This is a genomic window from Streptomyces sp. NPDC046977 (genome assembly GCF_040644455.1).
GTDB lineage: Bacteria > Actinomycetota > Actinomycetes > Streptomycetales > Streptomycetaceae > Actinacidiphila.
In genome coordinates this window covers 98,817-115,867 of sequence record NZ_JBEYWO010000014.1, presented here as the reverse complement: position 1 = coordinate 115,867, position 17,051 = coordinate 98,817, and the positions used below count along the sequence as shown (strand labels likewise).

The 17,051-nt window shown below is 73.4% G+C and carries 18 protein-coding genes; 9 read left to right on the top strand and 9 right to left on the bottom strand.

Translation table 11 applies throughout. The annotated features are described in order from the left end of the window. The first annotated feature begins 7 nt into the window (after positions 1–7). Entirely contained in the window at positions 8–664 is a 657-nt protein-coding gene (locus ABZ883_RS22000; RefSeq protein ID WP_360908484.1) for a LysE family translocator, read from the top strand. A gap of 70 nt (positions 665–734) precedes the next feature. Continuing rightward, on the top strand, positions 735–1,109 hold the full coding sequence (locus tag ABZ883_RS21995) for a VOC family protein (RefSeq protein WP_360908482.1): 375 nt from the start codon (positions 735–737) through the stop codon (positions 1,107–1,109). Between the two features lie 19 nt (positions 1,110–1,128). Here the strand turns inward: ABZ883_RS21995 and ABZ883_RS21990 are convergent, their stop codons facing one another. Further along, positions 1,129–2,211, bottom strand: a complete 1,083-nt coding sequence (locus ABZ883_RS21990; RefSeq protein ID WP_360908480.1) for an aldo/keto reductase — start codon at positions 2,209–2,211, stop codon at positions 1,129–1,131. Between the two features lie 240 nt (positions 2,212–2,451). Here ABZ883_RS21990 and ABZ883_RS21985 point away from each other — a divergent pair, with 240 nt between their 5' ends. Beyond that, the gene (locus ABZ883_RS21985) at positions 2,452–2,949 is read left to right on the top strand and encodes a DUF2975 domain-containing protein (protein ID WP_360908478.1); all 498 of its coding nucleotides are present in this window, start codon (positions 2,452–2,454) and stop codon (positions 2,947–2,949) included. Positions 2,950–3,025: 76 nt separating this feature from the next. Here the strand turns inward: ABZ883_RS21985 and ABZ883_RS21980 are convergent, their stop codons facing one another. Then, a complete protein-coding gene (locus ABZ883_RS21980; protein WP_360908476.1) occupies positions 3,026–3,937 on the bottom strand; it encodes an aminoglycoside phosphotransferase family protein in 912 nt (303 codons plus the stop codon). A gap of 167 nt (positions 3,938–4,104) precedes the next feature. Further along, a complete protein-coding gene (locus tag ABZ883_RS21975; protein ID WP_360908474.1) occupies positions 4,105–5,910 on the bottom strand; it encodes an FAD-binding dehydrogenase in 1,806 nt (601 codons plus the stop codon). Between the two features lie 197 nt (positions 5,911–6,107). On the opposite strand from ABZ883_RS21975, the gene ABZ883_RS21970 reads away from it, so the two are divergent. Beyond that, positions 6,108–7,262, top strand: coding sequence for a helix-turn-helix domain-containing protein (locus ABZ883_RS21970; protein WP_360908472.1), 1,155 nt, complete (start codon positions 6,108–6,110; stop codon positions 7,260–7,262). On the opposite strand, the gene ABZ883_RS21965 is transcribed toward ABZ883_RS21970, so the two are convergent. From ABZ883_RS21965 to ABZ883_RS21955, 3 genes are all read right to left on the bottom strand, one after another. Further along, complete coding sequence (locus tag ABZ883_RS21965) at positions 7,246–7,470, bottom strand: DUF1427 family protein (protein WP_360908470.1); 225 nt, start codon at positions 7,468–7,470, stop codon at positions 7,246–7,248. The two genes, ABZ883_RS21970 and ABZ883_RS21965, sit on opposite strands and share 17 nt — an antisense overlap. After that, positions 7,467–7,640, bottom strand: a complete 174-nt coding sequence (locus ABZ883_RS21960) for a DUF1427 family protein (protein WP_360908468.1) — start codon at positions 7,638–7,640, stop codon at positions 7,467–7,469. The genes ABZ883_RS21965 and ABZ883_RS21960 overlap by 4 nt, the downstream gene beginning before the upstream one ends. Positions 7,641–7,772: 132 nt before the next feature. After that, positions 7,773–8,330, bottom strand: coding sequence for an NADPH-dependent FMN reductase (locus ABZ883_RS21955; RefSeq protein ID WP_360908466.1), 558 nt, complete (start codon positions 8,328–8,330; stop codon positions 7,773–7,775). 110 nt (positions 8,331–8,440) lie between these two features. Between ABZ883_RS21955 and ABZ883_RS21950 the strand changes: the two genes are divergently transcribed. The 3 genes from ABZ883_RS21950 (at position 8,441) to ABZ883_RS21940 (ending at position 13,284) form a co-directional block, all read left to right on the top strand. Continuing rightward, on the top strand, positions 8,441–9,082 hold the full coding sequence (locus tag ABZ883_RS21950) for a helix-turn-helix domain-containing protein (protein ID WP_360908464.1): 642 nt from the start codon (positions 8,441–8,443) through the stop codon (positions 9,080–9,082). Between the two features lie 42 nt (positions 9,083–9,124). Then, complete coding sequence (locus ABZ883_RS21945; protein ID WP_360908462.1) at positions 9,125–9,340, top strand: hypothetical protein; 216 nt, start codon at positions 9,125–9,127, stop codon at positions 9,338–9,340. 119 nt (positions 9,341–9,459) lie between these two features. After that, positions 9,460–13,284, top strand: coding sequence for a S8 family serine peptidase (locus ABZ883_RS21940; protein WP_360908460.1), 3,825 nt, complete (start codon positions 9,460–9,462; stop codon positions 13,282–13,284). Between the two features lie 84 nt (positions 13,285–13,368). Here ABZ883_RS21940 and ABZ883_RS21935 read toward each other — a convergent pair whose 3' ends face one another. Both ABZ883_RS21935 and ABZ883_RS21930 read right to left on the bottom strand, forming a co-directional pair. Continuing rightward, a complete protein-coding gene (locus tag ABZ883_RS21935; RefSeq protein ID WP_360908458.1) occupies positions 13,369–14,208 on the bottom strand; it encodes a helix-turn-helix transcriptional regulator in 840 nt (279 codons plus the stop codon). Positions 14,209–14,337: 129 nt separating this feature from the next. After that, complete coding sequence (locus ABZ883_RS21930) at positions 14,338–15,099, bottom strand: SDR family oxidoreductase (RefSeq protein ID WP_360908456.1); 762 nt, start codon at positions 15,097–15,099, stop codon at positions 14,338–14,340. An 89-nt stretch (positions 15,100–15,188) separates the two neighbouring features. Here ABZ883_RS21930 and ABZ883_RS21925 point away from each other — a divergent pair, with 89 nt between their 5' ends. Both ABZ883_RS21925 and ABZ883_RS21920 read left to right on the top strand, forming a co-directional pair. Continuing rightward, positions 15,189–15,425, top strand: a complete 237-nt coding sequence (locus ABZ883_RS21925; protein WP_360908454.1) for a hypothetical protein — start codon at positions 15,189–15,191, stop codon at positions 15,423–15,425. A gap of 60 nt (positions 15,426–15,485) precedes the next feature. Next, complete coding sequence (locus tag ABZ883_RS21920) at positions 15,486–15,836, top strand: hypothetical protein (RefSeq protein ID WP_360908452.1); 351 nt, start codon at positions 15,486–15,488, stop codon at positions 15,834–15,836. 18 nt (positions 15,837–15,854) lie between these two features. On the opposite strand, the gene ABZ883_RS21915 is transcribed toward ABZ883_RS21920, so the two are convergent. Further along, complete coding sequence (locus ABZ883_RS21915) at positions 15,855–17,024, bottom strand: permease (protein WP_360908450.1); 1,170 nt, start codon at positions 17,022–17,024, stop codon at positions 15,855–15,857. Positions 17,025–17,051 lie beyond the last annotated feature (27 nt).

Here is a 17,051-nt window from a genome sequence, read left to right as displayed (position 1 = left end):
GAGGACATTGGTGTCCACCGACCGGCTGCTCGCGTTCGCGGCCATGTCCCTGATCGTCATCGTGATCCCGGGTCCCAGCGTGCTCTTCGTGATCGGCAGGGCGCTCGCGCACGGCCGGCGTACCGCGATGGCCTCGGTCCTGGGGAACTTCCTGGGGTCGTACCTGCTCGTGGTGGCCGTCGCGCTCGGCCTCGGCTCGCTGTTCGAGCGTTCCCTGCCGCTCTTCCTGGCCGTCAAACTGGCGGGCGCCGCCTATCTGGTGCATCTCGGCGTGCGCGCCTTCCGGCACCGCGGGGAGATGACGGTCGGCGCGACGGACACCGCGGCCGGGGCCGGGGCCCCGGCGGCGCGCGGGGACCTGCGGACGGTGGCCGACGGCTTCACTGTCGGCGTCACCAATCCCAAGGGCATCGTCTTCTTCGCGGCCGTGCTCCCGCAGTTCGTCGATCCCGCGGCGGGCCATCTGCCGGCCCAGATGCTGCTCCTCGGTGTCATCCCCATCGGGATCGGCCTGGTCACCGACACCTGCTGGGGCCTCACCGCCTCCGCCGCCCGCGCCTGGCTCGGCCGCTCGGAGCGCCGCCTGTCGCTGCTGGGCGGCGCGGGCGGCATCGCCATGATCGGCCTCGGCGTCACGGTCGCGGCCACGGGCCGGTCGGACTGACGCGGCCGGCCGGGCGCGGGCCGGCGTTCCCCCGTTGCGGAAGCCCGGCGCAACCGGCGAGACTCGGCGTATGACCTCCGTGATCCGCCATGTGACGATCGACTGCGCCGACGCCCACCGGCTGGCGAGCTTCTGGTCCCTGGTCCTGGACCGTCCGCTGCACGACGAGGACGAACCGGGGGACCCGATGGTGCTGGTGCGGACCGACGGGGCCGGGCTGCTCTTCATCACGGTGCCGGAGCCGAAGGCCGTCAAGAACCGGGTGCACCTGGACGTGCAGCCGCAGGACCGCACCCGGGACGAGGAGGTCGAGCGGCTGCTCGCCCTCGGCGCCGCGCTGGTCGACGACCGCAGGAACCCGGACGGCACGGGCTGGGTGGTCCTCGGCGACCCGGAGGGCAACGAGTTCTGCGTCGAGCGCAGCGCGGCGGAGCGCGGGGACTGACGAGACGTCAGCCCCCGCCTCAGTAGCGGACGTCGCTCTGGAGCAGCGGCGGATACACCGTGGAGGACTCGCCGTCCACGGTGGTGCCGCCGAACTGCAGCATCGCCCGCAACGCGCCGTTCAGCGGTGCCGGGTAGCCGAGGACAGGGGCCGACACCTCGTCCAGCCGCCGCAGGTGGCCGGCGGTGAGGGTGACCTCCAGGCCGGCGAGGTTGCTCTCCAGGTGCTCCAGGCGGCGGGCGCCGACAATGGGCACGACCGTGCCCTCGCGGGCGCGCAGCCAGGCGAGCGAGACGGCCGCGGCGGTGGTCCCGAGCTCGTCGGCGATCCCGGTGACCGCGTCGATGACCGTGAAGTCCTCCTCGGTGGGCTCGCCCACGAAGGACGTACGGGCCGAGTCGGCGGTGCGCGTGCCGCGCCGGTACTTGCCCGACAGGAAGCCGTTCTTCAGCGGGCTCCAGGGCACCAGCGCCATGCCCTGGTCGCGTGCGAGCGGCGCGAGTTCGCCCTCGACGGTGCGGGCCAGCAGCGAGTACTCGACCTGCAGCGCGATCAGCGGGGTCCAGCCCTTGAGCAGGGCGGTCGTCTGGGCCTGGGCGGTCACCCAGGCGGGGGTGTTGGAGAAGCCGATGTAGCGGATCTTGCCGGCCCGGACCAGGTCGTCGAGGGTACGCATCGTCTCCTCGATCGGCGTGTTCCGGTCCCAATTGTGCAGCCAGTACAGGTCGATCCAGTCGGTCCGCAACCGGCGCAGGGTCTCGTCGAGCTGGGCGATCACCGACCGGCGGCCCGCGCCGCCGCCGTTGGGGTCGCCGGGGTGGAGGTTGGTGAAGAACTTCGAGGCCAGCACGGTGTGTTCGCGCCGTCCGGGCCGCGCGGCGAAGAAGTCGCCGAGAATGCTCTCCGCGTGGCCGTTGGTGTAGAAGTTCGCGGTGTCGATGAAGTTCCCGCCTGCGTCGAGATAGGTCGCGAGGATCTTCTCGGACTCCTCGACGCTGCACCCGGCGCCGCCGGGATCCTCCCCGAAGGTCATCGCGCCGAGGGCGAACGGGCTGACCCGCAGCCCCGAGCGGCCGAGGGTGACGTACTGGTCGAGCGGCATGGAGATGCTCCCGTTGAGGTCGGAACGGTCTGTGCAGCGGTCCCGACCATCGAAGCGCGGGGCGTATCCCGGCCGGTAGGCCGATCGACGCGGACCCTTGCCCGATCCTGCCGGTACCGCCCCGACATCCGCGCGGATCGCGCCGCACGAGCACCATGTGCGACCTGCCGTGAGCGCCCACCTTGCCAGAGCTATCGAATCTCGATAGCTTTCCATCGTTGTTCGATGGATGGAGGGGTGATGAGACAGCTGACGGTGGTCGCGCTGCGCGCGGTGCTCCTGGTGCTGATCGCGGGTTCGGTGTTCGTGCAGACCGTGATGGTGCCGCTGGTGGCGATCGACATGAGGCAGCTCGACGCGGACCTCGCGTATCTGCGCGTCCCGTTCCTTGTGATCACGGTGCTGGGAGCCGTGGCGGCCCAGGTCGTCCTGGTTTGCGTGTGGCGGCTGGTGACGATGGTGGGCCACGGGACGGTGTTCTCCCCCGCCGCCTTCCGGTACGTGCACATCGTCATCGGGGCGATGGTGGCCGCCGGACTCCTGGTCGTCGCGCTCGGAGTGCTCCTGGCGCCGGGCGAGGCCGTCCCCCCGGGCCTGGTCCTCCTGATCGGCGGATGTGCCGTGGCCGTCATGGGTGTCGCGCTCGTCGTGCTCGTCCTGCGGATGCTGCTCGGTCAGGCCGTCGCGCGCGACGTCGAGGCGGCGTGGCTGCGGGGCGAGCTGGCGGAGGTGATCTGACGCCGACCGCGGTGGCCGTCGACGTCATGCCTGGCGCTGCCCGGGAACGGCCGCGCCGGCAGGGTCGCCGCCCGCCTCAGGCGTGCCGGTCGTGGTCGTCCAGCACCTCCCGGATCACGCGCTGTTCGGCCGCGGCGCGCACCGGATCACCGTCGATGACACCGGTGAGCACCAGCAGCGCCTTCCACAGCGCCCACCCCCGCGCCCGGGCCCAGGTCGCGTCGTCCATGGCGACATCACGGCGGAACGCCTCGCGGCCGGCGCCGGAGAAGTACGTCCAGGTGATGACGAGGTCGCAGGCCGGGTCCCCGACCCCGGAGGTGCCGAAGTCGATGACGGCCGCGAGGTCACCGTCGTCCACCAGGAGGTTCCCGGCGGCGATGTCGCCGTGGAACCAGACGGGTTCGCCCCGCCATCGCGCGGCGAGGGCGGCGTCCCAGACGGCGGTGGCGCGGACGGTGTCCACGCGGCCGTCGAGGAGGGCGAGGCAGCGGCGGGTCTGGTCGTCGTAGTGCGCGGGTGACGCGCCCCGGTACCAGCTGTGCTCGCCGGCGACGGGCCCGCCGGACGCGTCGCAGCGCTGGAGGGCGCGCAGGAACGCGGCCAGGGAGGCGGCGAACCGCGCCGGGTCGTCGACGCGTCCGCGCTCGGCGGTATCCCCCGGCAGCCAGCGGCGCACGGACCACGGGAAGGGGTAGCCCTCGCCGGGGACTCCCGTCGCCAGAACGCGCGGAACGGGGACCGGCAGGCCGGGCGCGAGCCGGTGCAGCCACTGGTCCTCCTTGGCCACGGCGGGAACGTATCCGGGGGCCGTCGGCAGCCGCACCGTCATGGCGTCGCCGAGACGGTAGGTGCGGTTGTCCCAGCCGTCCTTCTCGACGGGCGTCACGGGCAGGTCGCGCCACTGGGGGAACTGCGCGCTCACGAGCCGCCGTACGAGGTCGGCGTCGATCCCGGCGCGGCCGTCGGGCGGAGAGGTGGTCGGCACCCGGGGATGGTGGCCCCCCATGCGGCCCGGCCGCAACGGGATTTCGGCGAGCGACCGCGAGGGAGGAGATGCGGACCGGCCGGCGGGCCGGGGCAGGGAGGCCCGGCCCGCCGGCGGTCGTACGGGGACCGGCCCGGTGCCGCCGGGCCGGCCGGTCGCCGTGCCGGTCAGGTCGCCGTGGCGGCCGCCGCCGCACGGCCCGCCTGGCGGCCGGAGAAGAGGCAGCCGCCGAGGAACGTGCCCTCCAGGGAGCGGTAGCCGTGGACCCCTCCGCCGCCGAAGCCGGAGACCTCACCGGCGGCGTAGAGACCGGGGACGGGGGTACCGCCGGCGTCCAGCACCCGGCCGGACAGATCGGTCTGGAGGCCGCCGAGGGTCTTGCGGGTCAGGATGTTGAGGCGCACGGCGATCAGCGGGCCCGCACCCGGGTCGAGGATGCGGTGGACCTGGGCGGTACGGCTGAGGAAGTCCCCCGTGTAGGCAAGGGCGTTGCGGATCCCCATCACCTGCGCGTCCTTGCTGTAGGGGTGGTCGGTCTCCCGGTCCCGGGCCCGGATCTGCCGTTCCAGGCCGGCGAGGTCGATCAGCCCTTCCCCGGTCAGCCGGTTCATGCCCGCGACGAGGTCGGGCAGGTTGGTCGCCACGACGAAGTCGGCGCCGTTCTTCTTGAACCGCTCGATGGGCTCCGGGGTCTGCCACAGCCGGGAGAGGGTGAGCGGGATGTCCTTGTTGGTGAGGTCGGGGTTCTGCTCGGAGCCGGAGAGCGCGAACTCCTTGGCGAGGATCTTCTGCGTCGTGACGAACCACGAGTAGTCGTGGCCGCTGCCGGTGATGGCCTGGAGGGTGCTCAGCGTGTCGTAGCCCGGCAGGTTCGGGGCGGAGAAGCGCTTGCCGGTGGCGTCGAACCACATGGACGAGGGGCCGGGCAGGATGCGGATGCCGTGCTTGGCCCAGATCGGGGCGTAGTTCTGGAGCCCCTCGGTGTAGTGCCACATGCGGTCGGGGTTGACGATGCGTCCGCCGGCCGCCTCCGTGATGGCGAGCATGCGGCCGTCGACGTGCTCCGGGACCCCGGAGATCATGTTCTTCGGCGGGGCGCCGAGGCGAGCGGGCCAGTTCTGCCGGACGAGGTCGTGGTTGGCGCCGATGCCGCCGGAGGTGACGACGACCACCGGGGCGCGGAACTCGAACTCGCCGACGACCGTGCGCGAACTGCGCGTACCCCGGGGTGCGTTGCTCGGCTCCAGCACCGCCCCGCGCACTCCCGTCACCACCCCGCCGGTCCGCACGACCTCGTCGACGCGGTGCCGGAACCTGAACGCCACCTTGCCGCGCGCCACGGCGGCGCGGACCTTCTTCTCGAAGGGCTCGACGACGGCCGGCCCGGTCCCCCACGTGACGTGGAAGCGCGGCACCGAATTGCCGTGGCCGTCGGCGAGGCCGCCGCCGCGCTCGGCCCAGCCGACGATCGGGAACCACCGCACGCCCAGCCCGTAGAGCCAGGACCGCTTCTCCCCCGCGGCGAAGTCCACGTACGCCTGGGCCCACTTGTGGGCCCAGTAGTCGTGCCCCGCGGGGTCGTCGACGCCTCGGTCGAAGCCGGCCGCGCCCTGCCAGTCCTGCCAGGCCAGGTCGTGGGAGTCCCGGACGCCCATGAAGCGCTGCTCGGCGGAGTCGACCAGGAAGAGGCCGCCGAACGACCAGAAGGCCTGCCCGCCGAGGTTGGTCTCCGGCTCCTGGTCGAGCAGCAGCACCTTGCGTCCGGCTTCCGCGAGTTCGGCCGTCGCGACCAGACCGGCCAGACCGTGGCCGATGACGATCGCGTCGGCGTCCTGCGCCGCCGTCGCGCCGAAAGCGGGTGCGGCCTGCGAGAAGGCGGCCGCGCCGGCGAGGACTCCGCCGGCCACCGTCAGCAGGTGGCGGCGGCTGGGCAGGGGGGACTGGTGGGGCGATCTGTCTTCCGTACTGTCCATGCTGTTCACGGGTGCCTTCCGGACGCGGTGGGGGGCGGAACGCACGAAGGCTCTGTTGTCCCGGTGACCTTGCTGTTACCTTCGGTAGCTCACAGGTAACCAGGAGGTCGCGCCGGTGCGGTAGTCGCCCGGCGTCAACGCGTCCGCACCGGCGTTGTGTCCCGCGCACAGCGCACGGACGAAGAGGGGCGAGGCTCTTGACCGTCACCGATCAGCGCGAGCCCGTCGCCGGGATCCTGCGTGCCATGGCCGCCGACGCGGACGTACGGGGCGAACTCGTGCACGCCGCGCGGACGCACTCCCCCGACGTGGCGCGACTCGGCGAGGACGACACCCGCCGGCACGTCACCGCCATGGTCCGCGCCGCCGGAGGCTGGCTCGGCACCCTCGACCGGGTGGACGACCAGGACTTCGCCGCCGCGCTGGGACTGGGCACGGACCGGGCGGTGCAGGGCGTCCCCATGACCTCCGTACTGCGCGGCGTGCAGGCCGGGCTCACCCGCGCGGTGGAGATCACCGTCGACCGCAGCCGCTCGGCCGGGGTGCCCGACGGGCTGCTGCTGACGGCGGTCCTGCGGCTGAAGGAGTACGGCGACGCGGTCGAACGCCATGTCGTCAACGGCTACCGCGCGGCGGAGCGCGGCATGCCCGCGACCGCGGAGGGAGCGGCCAGGGCGCGGCTGCTGCGCCGGCTGCTCGTGCACGGTGTGCTGCCGGCCCCGGAGGACCTGGCCGGGGCGGGCCTGCGACCGGACGGCACGTACCACTGCCTCGTCGCGGAGACCCGCGACCCCGGTGCCGTACGGCTGCCGGCGCACGGGATCGCCGCCGTGCTGGACGGGCGGCTCGTCGGTCTGCTGCCGTGCCGCCCGGTGTATGCGGCCGGAGGCGCGGGACCGGTGGCCGTGGTCTCCCCCGCCGTCCCGCCGGCCGGGGCGGGCGCGGCGTACCGGCTCTGCCTGCGGGCACTGGGCGTCGCCGCGCGCGGCGGACGACGAGGCCTGCTCGACCTGACCGACCTCGCGGGGGAGACGGCTCTGGCGGAGCAGCCGCTGCTGGGCGCCTACCTGAGCGGGCGGCTGCTCGGCGGCCTCGACCCGGCGGACGACTTCCACCGGCAACTCGCCCTGACCGCACGGGCGTTCCTCGACCACGGCCGGCGCCTGGACCAGACCGCGGCGGCCCTGTTCACGCACCCCAACACCGTTCGCTACCGGCTTGCGCGGCTGCGGGAGATCACGGGCGGCTCCCCCGAGGGCTCCGCGGGCCCGATGGCCGCGCTGCACTGGTGGTGGGCGCTGTCGACCTGGCTGGGGCCCGGCTCCGAGCCGCCGTTCAGGTCGCCGTCGTAGTCGTGGTCGTGGTCGCAGGGGGCTGGCCGCGCCGCCGCCACCGGTCCCGCAGCGTCCGCACGGCGTACTCGCCGACCAGGATGCCCAGCAGGCCGGCGAGGGAGATCCACGGCGGGGCCGGCGACCGGACGCCCATCAGCCAGTAGAGCCCGCCCGCGAGGAATCCGGCGGAGAAGGACACGGCGCAGCGCTTGAGCAGGGCCCTCATGCGAACGACTCCAGCAGTCCGTAGCCGATCAGCATGCCGGCCAGGCCCACCAGGCAGACGAACGGCGGTGCGGGCGTCCGGACCCGCAGGAGTCCGTACATGACACCCACGGCCAGGCCCGCGCCGACGGAGAGGGCGTACTCCACGCGGGACCTCGTTCCGATGCGCACGGCGTGGACGTTTTGTCCCTTTGTAGCAGCACGTGCGGCGGCTTCCGCATCCCGACGCGACGTACGGGGGAAGCGCGACGGCGGCGCGACGGAGTGCGTCGCGCCGCCGTGGGCGCCCGGGGGACGGGGATGTCAGGCCGCGGTGGCGGCCGTGGAGCTGAGGCGCTCGATGACCTCGATCACGCCGGAGACCACCTCGGCGTCGTCGATGGGGTGCGTGTCGGCGAAGCGGACGACCGAGCCGGGGATGGAGAGCTTGACGTCCTCCAGCACCGCGGCACCGGCGATGCGCGCCGCCTTGCGGGCCTCGTCCTGCGCCCACACGCCGCCGTACTGGCCGTAGGAGGTGCCGATGACGGCGACCGTCTTGCCGGTCACCGCGCCCTCGCCGTGCGGGCGGGACAGCCAGTCGATCGCGTTCTTCAGCACCGCCGGGATGGTGCCGTTGTACTCGGGCGAGAAGAGGAGGAGGGCGTCGACCTCGCGGACGGCGGCGCGCAGACGGGCCGCGGGCTCCGGCAGCGTGCCCTCGACGTCGAGGTCCTCGTTGTAGAAGGGGATCTCGGCCAGGCCCTCGTAGAGCTCGATCTCGACGCCGTCAGGGGCGTGCTTGAGGGCGACCTCGGCGAGCTGGCGGTTGTGGGAGCCGGCGCGGAGGCTGCCGACGAGCGCGAGGATGCGGACGGACATGAGAGGAACTCCCGGTGAGCGGTGGGGTAAGCGGACCGTGGTCCGTTTCTCCTTTGTAGCACCTCAAGCGGACCGCGGTCCACTTTCATTCCCGCCGCTACGCTATGGCCATGACCGACCCACCCCCGGCCATCCGTTCCGCCTTCGACGCCGCCTCGGAGATCACGCTGACCCCGGCGGGCGACCAGCCGCCCCTGCGGGCCGACGCCGCGCGCAACCGGCAGCGCCTGCTCGAGGTGGCCGCCGAGCTCTCGACCGAGCACGGGGCCGCCAACGTGACCATGGAGGCGGTGGCCACCGCCGCGGGGGTCGGCAAAGGGACGGTCTTCCGGAGGTTCGGCGACCGCGCCGGGCTGATGGTGGCGCTCCTGGACCACCACGAGCAGCAGATCCAGGCGGCCTTCCTCATGGGCCCCCCGCCACTGGGACCGGGCGCCCCGCCGCTGGAACGCCTCCGCGCCTTCGGGCCGGCGGTGATCCGCCACGAGCACGCGTTCCGCGACCTCTACGTGGCGGTGGCGGCACACCCGCGCCGCCGTTTCAACCCGTCGTACCACGTCAAACACACCCACATCACCCTGCTGCTGCGGGAGTCGGGGGCAGCGGGCGACATCGAGCTCGTCGCGCACACGCTGCTGGGCTACCTCAACACCACGCTCGACGACTACCTGATCAACAGCCGAGGGATGTCCGTGGAGCGCCTGACGGCGGGCTGGCACGACCTCGTCACGCGCCTGGCCGGCGGGGAGTAGCCCGGTGGCCGGGCAGGCCGGACGGGCACGGACCGTCGCGCCGTGGCACGGATCCTGGCCGACCTCGCTCTCGGGCCGCCGGCCGCCGTACCGCTCTCTCCTGCGCCCAGATGGACGCTGACCGCGTACCTGCCGATGGACTGCCGCAGCATCGCCGACGCCGCCGCGCCCGGCTTCTCCGGCACCCGCGACCACCACGTACTCGACCACGCCGGTCCCGGGATGTTCCTGGCACTTCCGCTCGTCGTGCACGCGTGACGGGATCCGGACAGCCGTCATAAAGTCGCCGCTGGTCAACCTGGGGTTTCCCTACGATTGAATCGTTCAATTCACTAGCATGCGGCGGACATTGGACGGATCTAGCGTGAAGGACCCATGTGAGACCGCTCTTCCGGGGCCGCCCAGGCCTCCAGATCATCGCGGGTGTCGCGGGTGTCGCGGCCGTGCTGGCGGCGATCCCGCCGGCATCGGCCAGTGACCACGCCACCGCTTCCGCTTCCCTGCCCTCGCACCGCACCGCGACCGACGGCGAGGCCCGGGGCGGCTCGCCCTCACGGACCGTCACCCTGCTGACCGGCGACCGGGTGACGCTCACGGCCGGCGGCTCCGGCCCTGACTCCCTCACCGTGCAGGGCCCGGACGGCGGGCGCGCCGACGCCCGCATCACCACCCGGGACGGCGACACCTACGTCTACCCGGCCGCGGCCGAGCGCTACGTGGCCGCGGGGCTCCTCGACACCGATCTGTTCAACATCACCCGGCTGATAGCCGACGGCTACGACGACGCCCACGCGCAGGGGCTGCCCGTCATCCTCACCTACGCCTCGGACGCCCGCCGCAGGCTCGCCGCCCCGGCGCTCCCCGAGGGCGCCACCGGAGCACGGGCGCTGACCAGCATCGGCGGCACAGCCGTCACCGCGGAGCACGACCGCGCCGCGGACTTCTGGGCGGACCTCACGCACCAGGCACCCGGTCCGACGGCAAAGGCCGCGAAGGCCGAGAAGGCCGTCGGCGCTTCTGCGGCCCGCCCCACGCTGACCGGCGACGTCCGCAAGGTGTGGCTCGACGGCAAGGTCGACGCCGACCTCGCGGACAGCGTCGCGCAGATCGGCGCCCCGCAGGTGTGGGCCGGCGGCAACACCGGGCAGGGCGTGGACGTGGCCGTCCTCGACACCGGTTACGACACGGGCCACCCCGACCTCGACGGCGTGGTCGCCTCCTCCGAAAGCTTCGTCCCCGGCGAGGACATCACCGACCACCACGGCCACGGCACCCACGTGGCCTCGACCATCGCCGGCAACGGCGCGGCCTCCGGCGGCAAGGAGAAGGGCGTCGCCCCCGGCGTGCGGCTGCACGTGGGCAAGGTCCTCAACAACGCCGGCAGCGGCGCCGACTCGTGGATCATCAGCGGCATGGAGTGGGCCGCCCGCGACGCCAAGGCCCGCGTGGTCAGCCTGAGCCTCGGCAGCGACCGGCCGTCCGACGGCACCGACCCGATGAGCCAGGCGGTGAACGAACTCAGCGCCGAGACCGGCGCGTTGTTCACCATCGCGGCGGGCAACTCCGGGCCGGGCGAGGCCACCGTCGCCGCCCCCGGCGCGGCGGACGCGGCCCTCACGGTCGGCGCCGTGGACGCCTCCGACACCGTCGCGGACTTCTCCAGCCGCGGTCCCCGCTTCCGGGACGACGCGCTCAAGCCGGAGGTCACCGCCCCCGGGGTGGACATCCTGGCCGCCCGCTCGCAGTACGCGCCCTTCGGTTCCGGCCCGTACGCCACGCTGAGCGGCACCTCCATGGCCACCCCGCACGTGGCGGGCGTCGCGGCCCTCGTCGCCGCCCAGCACCCCGGCTGGTCCGGCACCATGATCAAGAACGCCCTGGTCAGCACGGCCGAGCCGACGCCCGCCAACCCGGCGGACGCGGGCGGCAACGGCCGGGTCGACGCGGTCGCCGCCACCGGGAGCGCCCTGGTGGCCACCGGAGTCGCCGACGCCGGCATCCACTCCCTCGGCGGCACGCCCGGCGAGACCGTGACCCGTACCGTCGAGTGGACGAACGCCGGTGACACCGCGCTCACCCTCACCGCACGCGTCGACGCGCCGGACGCCCCGGAGGGGCTGTTCGTCCTGAAGGACCGTCAACTGACGGTGCCCGCGCACGGATCGGCCTCCACCACGGTGACCACCGCGCTGGACCGCGCTCCGGCCGGAGGCCGGTGGACCGGCCACGTCGAGGCGACCGTGGACGGCAGGGTCGCCACCCGCACGCTGCTCGCCGTCAGCACGCGTGAGGAGATGCACCACCTGCGGGTCCACGTCACCGACCGCGGCGGCGCCCCCGTCTCGGACCTCGTGATGTACCAGCGCAAGGGCGACGAGTACGCCCAGGCCGCCTACAGCGACCTCGACGGCACCCTCGACGCGGTCGTGCCGTCCGGCACGTACACGGTCTGGACCTGGATCGCCGTCCGCGGAACGCACGGCGAGTCGTCGTTCGGCCGCGCCCTGATGGCGAGGACCGGCGTCGAGATGCGCGGCGCCGACACCGACGCCGTACTCGACGGCACGAAGGTGCGCCGGACCGAGGTCGTCACACCGCGGACGTCCACGGACAGCGACATCCGCATGGACCTCACCCAGTCGTTCAAGGACGGCACCCCCGCCATCACCGACACGGTGACCGTCGGCGACGGCTTCGACAGCGTGTGGGCGCTGCCCACCGCCAAGCCGTCCTCCGGCGACCTGGCGTACACCGTCCGCTGGCGGATGCAGCAGCCGCTGCTGGCCCTCTCCTCCGGTTCGCAGGAGTTCGACGACCTGTGGCTGCAGCCCGGCTCCGGCCGGCCCGCGGAGGCCACCCGCACCCTGCCCGCCGTGTTCGCGGGCAACGGCACCCCGGCGGAGTACGCGGCCGCGGGCGCCAAGGGCAAGGTCGCGGTGGTGCGGTACGTGCCGCCCGCCGACGACGAGGACGACGACGAGGAAGAGGACCGGTCCGCCGCGACCGACGACCAGTACACCGCCGCGCAGAAGGCCGGCGTCGCCCTGCTGGTGGTGGTCAACGACCTCGGCGGCCGGCTGCGCGAACCGGTGCGCCGGACCGACCTCGTCATCGCCGGCATCTCGCACACCGAGGGCGAGACCCTGATCGGCCGCATCCAGGACAGCCGCTCGGGCTCCGTGCCGATGCGGGTCACCGGGCACGCCGAGACCGGCTACCTCTACGACCTGGTGCACACCTGGCACGGCGGCATCCCGGCGACCCAGCGCTACGCGCCCGCCGAACGCGCCCTCGCCCGGGTCGACGTCGGCTTCCGGAACGAACCCGGCACCGAGGTCGACGAGTTCCGCTACGACATCCAGCCGTACCTGGGGGTGAAGGTGGGCGGCCAGCGGCTGTCGACCGCCGGGGCGGAGCGCACGGACTGGGTCACGCCGGCGGGCGAGGCCACCTGGATGGAGGAGGCCTCCAACGGCATCCGGTCCATCCAGTTCTCCGGGCAGGTCGGTTACCCGGCGGGCCGCACCACGGACGTCCAGTGGTTCGGTCCCGTCGAGCACCCGCGGATCAACGAGAGCCAGCAGCTGCCGCAGCGCACCGGCGACCGGCTGGAGGTGACCGTGCCCGGCTGGGGCGACGGCGGCCGCGACCACACGGGTGTGGTGGGCCCCGGCACGACGTCCGAGGTCAACGAGCTGTTCCGGAACGGCAGTTCCCTCACCCGGACCGACGGCACCTGGCTGGGCGCCGACCTGCCGGCCGGCTCCGCGCGCTACCGCCTGGTGACCGCCACCGAACGGACGGAGGGCTACCCGTACTCGACGGCCACCCGCACCGAGTGGGGCTTCACCTCGGCCACGCCGCACGGGGACGCCGCGCAGACGCTCCCGCTGCTGCAACTCGACTACGGGATCGCGACCCGGGCGGACGGCACGGCGCGCCGTGACGCCGAACTCCTGGTCACACCGGCGCAGTTGCCGGGCGTGTCCCGGGCGTCGCTGCGTACGGACTCCGTCGAGGTGTCCTACGACGACGGACGCACCTGGCGCCGGACCGCACCGCGGGACGCCGGCTCCGGTGCCGCCCGCGTCCGGCTCGACGCCCCGCGCAGTGCCGCGTTCCTGTCCCTGCGGGTCCGGGCCTCGGACTCGCGCGGCAACACCGTGACGCAGACGGTCGTCCGGGCCACCGGGCTCGGCTGACCGGCTGCCGTACGGCACGGAGGTGCCGGTCCCCGCGACGGGGGCCGGCACCTCCGGCGTTCCGGGGTCGCGAACGGCCGCGCGTCAGGTTCCGGGCACGCGTTCGCCGAGGGCGGCGAGCAGTTGCAGCTTCTCTTGGCTCTCCGACCCGGGTGCCGCGGTGTAGACCAGCAGTGACTGCGCGTGGTCGGCGTCGTACAGCACCTGGCACTGCAGTTCCAGCAGCCCCAGTTCCGGGTGGACGATGCGTTTGATCTCGCCGCAGCGCACGCCGATCTCGTGCGCCTGCCACAGGTCGCGGAATTCCGGGCTGTTCGCGATCAGTGCCTCGACGAGGGCGCCGGCCTGCGAGTCCCTGCCGAGCCGGGAGTAGACCTCGCGCAGGTCCGCCACGAAGCGGCGGCTCAGCCCGGGGCGGTCGTCCTCGTGGTGGGCCAGCCTGCCGGCGGGGTCGGTGAACCAGCGGTAGACGAAGCTGCGGGCCGGTCCGGTGAACCGTGTCTCGTCCCCGACCAGGGCCACCGACAGCGGGGTCTGCAGCAGCGTCTCCCACAGGGCGTTGACCACCTGGGCCGGGGTGTCGGCGAGCCGGTCCAGGATGCGCATCATCCCGGGGCTGACATGGTCGCCGCGCAGGGCACGGCTGGGGGTGTTGTGCCCGGCCAGGCGGAACAGGTGGTCGCGCTCGTCCAGGGACAGCCGCAGGCCGCGGGCGATGGCCGCGAGCATCGGCTCGGACGGCTGCGGGCCGCGCCCCTGCTCCAGCCGGGCGAAGTAGTCCGTGGACATGCCGCACACCGCGGCCGCCTCCTCGCGGCGCAGACCCCGGGTGCGCCGCCTGGGGCCGCGCGGCAGGCCCACGTCCTCGGGTTGGAGGGCTTCCCTGCGGGTGTGCAGGAAGTCCGCCAGTTGTGGTCGGTCCATGTCGGGATGCTTCCAGTTCGCTGCGGTTGCGGCCGGGGCCGCTCCGTCCGAAGGGTACGCCCGGGCCGGGCGCGGGCGGCGGGGGCGGTGGCGGGGGACGGCGTCCGTCCCCCGCCACCGCGTCCCGGTCTACAGGCGCGTGCCGCCGGAGGCCTCGACGCGCTGGCCGGTGATCCAGCCGGTCCCGGGTGCCAGCAGCGCGGCGACGGCCGCCCCGACGTCCTGCGGCTCCCCGATGCGGCCCAGCGCCGCGTGGGAGGCCATCACCGTGCGCAGCCCCTCGTTGTCACGGACCACCCCGCCCGCGAAGTCGGTGGCGATCGGCCCCGGCGCGATCGTGTTGACGCTGATGCCCCGCGGGCCGAGCTCCTGTGCCAGGTACCGGCTGTAGGTCTCGACCGCCGACTTGGCCGCCGCGTAGACCGACCAGCCCTCGCCCACGAAGCGGGTCAGCCCGGTCGAGGTGTTCACGATCCGGCCACCGTCCGCGAGCAGCGGCAGCAGCTCCTGGGTCAGGAAGAACACCCCCTTGAAGTGCACGTCGACCAGCAGGTCGAACACCTCGGCGCCGGTGGCGCCGAGCGGGGTCAGCGCCCCCGTGCCCGCGTTGTTGACCAGGAAGTCGAACGAGTCGCGCCCCCATGTGGCACGCAGGGTGTCGCCCAGCGTCCGCGCGAATCCGGGGAACTCCTCGAACGCGGTGGTGTCCAGCGGCAGCGCGGCGGCCCTGCGCCCCATCGCGGTCAGCGCGTCCACCACCTCCGCGGCCTGCTTCTCGTTGCTCCGGTACGTCAGGACAACATCCGTTCCCGCCTCGCCCAGCGCGAGGGCGGTGGCGCGGCCCAGTCCCCGGTTGCCCCCGGTGATCACCGCGACCGTGTTCGTGCTCATGTTCGCTACTCCCGCTCCATCGGTTCGCGGCCGGGGCCGGACGGGCTCCGGAACCGCTCACCACCAGACTCGGGGCCGCCGCCGTGCCGATGAAGGCATCACCTGTCCAGGGAGCGCCGGTCCCTCCTTCGGGCCGCCGACCGGCCGCCGCAGGTATAGTCGCGGCCGTCACAGCGACCCCCGCCCTTCGTTCCCGCCCCGCCGTCGCCGCGCCGGCGGCGAGCGCCCTGTTCGGGCTGGTGCTCGGTGGCGCGACGTACCTGCTCCACGGGGTGTCCCCGGTGTTCGAGCGGGCGACGAACTCCTCGTCGTCCTGGATCGTGTGAACGGCACTCGCCGGAGCCCTCGTCCCGCGCGTCCGGACGGCGGCCGCGTGCGGGGCGCTGATGATGATCACGACGTGCGCGGGGTACTACGCGACGTCGTCCCTGAACGGGACGTTCGGCAGCGGAGGCATCCCGACGGCGTTGGTGTGGGCGGCCGCGGGGACCGTCGGGGGCCGCTGGTGGGCGCGGCGGGCTGGGCCGTACGAAGGACTGTACCTGGGGCTGGAGTTGGGCTACTGGGGCGAGGCGGCCGCCTTCCTCGGCCTCGGGGCCGTGCTGACGGCGGTACTCACCTGGTACCGCGCACGGCAGACCGGGCCGCACTCGTGGCTGCCGGTCCCGCTCATGCCGGCGGTCGCGGCCGCGTACTTCGGCCTGGAGGCCGGCGTCCTCGACGCACTGCCGGGCTGAACGCCCGCGACCGCCGCGTCACCCGTGCGTGCGACCGCAACCCGGCTCGCGGGCCCCGGGCGGCGCACCGCCCATCATGCGCAGCATGCCGCGGCCCCCGGTGGCCAGGAAACGCGCCAGCAGGACGGCGGCAAGAGCGAGGAAGGCGATGTTCAGCCAGGTCGTGTAGTCCCAGCGGACACCGCCCGTAGGGACACGGGCCCGCGAAGGATCGGGGATCAGGCCGAGGGCGCCGAAGACGATCTCGACCACGTACCCGGCGACGACCATGGCGACGTAGAACGTACCGAGGAGGAACAGCGCCATCCGGGTGCCGTAGTACTTCCGGTAGATGTTCAGGATGGGCAGGATCAGCAGGTCGGCGAAGATGAAGGAGACCACGCCGCCGAAGCTGATGCCCCCGGTCCACAGGACCACCGCGAGCGGCACGTTGCCGACCGAGCAGACGAACGAGGCCATGGCCACGAGGGGGCCGACGAGCGGTCCCCAGATCTTGGCGGCGAGCGGGTGGTCCTCGAAGAAGAAGGCCTGCCAGAAGGTGTCGGGCACCCAGGCGGCGACGGCGCCCGCGATGAGCAGGCCCACCACGAGGTCCCGGAGGATCGCGGCCCACTCCATGACGAAGACGTGCGAGATGGCGGTGAAGCCCTCGGCCGAGAACAGCCGGCGCCGGAACGACCCCTCGCGCCGTACGGTCATGTCCATCGCCGCGTGCCCCTCCATCGACCCGGCGACACCCCGCTCGGCCTGCTCGCGGGCCTGCCGCAGCAGACCGGGGCGGAGCAGGCGGCGGAAGAGCACCGCCAGCACCACGATCATGACGGGCCCGCCGACGAACTCGGCGGCCGTGAACTGCCACCCCATCAGCAGGGCCAGGATGACGCCCAGTTCGATCACGAGGTTGGTCGACGCGATCTCGAGCGTCATCGCGGCCGTGAATCCCGCTCCCTTGCGGAACAGCGACCGCGCCAGGGCGACGGCGGCGTAGGAGCACGAGGAGGAGGCCGCGCCGAGTCCGGCGGCGATCGCCAGCGTCCGCGGGCGGTCGTCGCCGAGCAGCGCGCCGACACCCTCCTTGCGCGCCACGGCCTGGACGACCGCGGACAGGGCGAAGCCGAGGATCAGCGCCCAGGTGATGTCCCAGGTCATCGATCCGGCGATCGACAGCGCGTGCAGTACGGCGTCCATGCCCGCAGTCTCCCCGGGCACCGGCAC